We start from the raw sequence: 1615 nt of genomic DNA on the forward strand, positions 1-1615 counted from the left end.
TCGCAACAACCACAACCTTGTCCTTTCCTAATTAGAGTGCTCAATGATCAGCGTCCGCAGGTTCTTCCTTCTGGACAAAATATTCACGTTCGTTTTGCTTGTCTCTATCATACGATGATCCACTCAGGAAAAAAGGTCCCCTTTTTGTCGGTTTTTTCTCGGCTTAAAGCCCAACAAACACAAAAAACCTTGAAAGGCATAAAGCCAATCAAGGTTTTTGACTTCCTACTATAAATCTATTATTTTTACTATACGTGACACTTGAAATTATTTCTGGTTTAAACTAAAACCGAAATCCAAATAGTTTTCATAAGAAATGCACATACACCAATCACCTTCTAATGATATAAAGTAGTGGTGCTGTGGGACATCTAAAAAATAGGCTAGTAACTTTTCTATATGCTTTAATTCAAACTGGTACCCAAACTCTGTAAGATTATCCCCTATGTAAATTACTTGTAAGTTATTATCTAAATATTTTTCTTTTAATTCAGTTATAAATAGAAGAGCATCAGGAAGTAACGATTCATTATTTGAGTTCATACTATAATGATTTTTAGTTTGCAACCAATCTATTTTCGAACCATCAAATTCAAATTTTTGTTCTAATAAATCTAAATAAATTTCTGGATCTTTATTTACTTTGACACAATTAAGAAGGTCTTTTAATTCCAAATCCTTTATTAGATCTTCATCATAAGTATTCAATAAAATTAACCCCTTTATCTGAAATGTTTTTGTATTTTTTTCACTGTTTTTTCGGATGCATCAAATTCAAAATGTGGTCCCTTTTCTTTCCCAGCCCAAACGTTAATATGAGCACCACTCCTACTATCATGCTCGATTCGGAAACCTATTTTACCGTCCTCAGTTTGTCTACCTATAGGTTTATTTCTAGTGTATCCAAACTTTCCAAAGGTTTGTTTTTCAGATTTAAAGCCTCTTTCCTCCAACCAAGCCAGTGCTTCATTTCTAGATTGCTCGTATGACTTGTTTTTATTTGTAGCCTTAACCCCTATTTTACTGTGAATCCCTTTCGCCCCAATCGGCAAAAGCATTCCTAGCGCCGCATTCATACTCGCTTCCTGCTGTTCTTTCGAGATCTTATTCCCAAACATATCTCTACCAGTAATCGCTTCGCTGAAGCCGTTGGTGGCGGTGAGGCCATATAAGCCTTTTTGAGATATTTTTAAGGCGTCAAAAGACTTTTGTGACGTCTTGTAGATGTCGACTGCTCTGACTGCAGCTGACGTGGCTTGGGTCGTTTTATAGACAGCCTTTCCACCTTTGAAAATGCGCCCTGCCCAGCCGACGATTGGGATGTAGCCGGCTGCTGCCATGCCACCTGCAGCGACTCGCTGTCCTGCCGTAAGCTCTTCACCTGTAATTGGATCGACGCCCGTAGCTGCACGTTTTGCATCGTTCACGCCTGTCAGTTCATTGACGATATTTCCTCCGTAATCAAGAGCTTTTTCATACCACGGACGGTTGGCGAGCGCTTCCTGTTCCTTTGCGATCTCTCGGGTATCTTCTTGATCTTTTTTTATTTTCAAATATTCAGAAGTTTGCTTCTCAATATCGCTTTTTTAATTGCACATTTTGATCTTTTCATTAG

Annotated in this window: 2 protein-coding genes and 1 pseudogene; 1 reads left to right on the forward strand and 2 read right to left on the reverse strand. The window is 38.1% G+C overall.

Annotation, left to right across the window (positions count from 1 at the left end):
- A partial coding sequence (locus BA1_RS19625; protein ID WP_008362278.1) for a hypothetical protein occupies positions 1-234 on the forward strand: 234 nt, incomplete at its 5' end.
- Between the two features lie 33 nt (positions 235-267).
- Here BA1_RS19625 and BA1_RS18175 read toward each other — a convergent pair.
- A complete protein-coding gene (locus BA1_RS18175) occupies positions 268-708 on the reverse strand; it encodes a hypothetical protein (protein WP_008362280.1) in 441 nt (146 codons plus the stop codon).
- A gap of 287 nt (positions 709-995) precedes the next feature.
- Positions 996-1586: pseudogene (locus BA1_RS18180) on the reverse strand (pre-toxin TG domain-containing protein); the annotation flags it as partial.
- Positions 1587-1615: the final 29 nt, after the last annotated feature.

This window comes from Bacillus xiamenensis (genome assembly GCF_000300535.1).
In the GTDB taxonomy this organism is placed as follows: Bacteria; Bacillota; Bacilli; order Bacillales; family Bacillaceae; genus Bacillus; species Bacillus xiamenensis.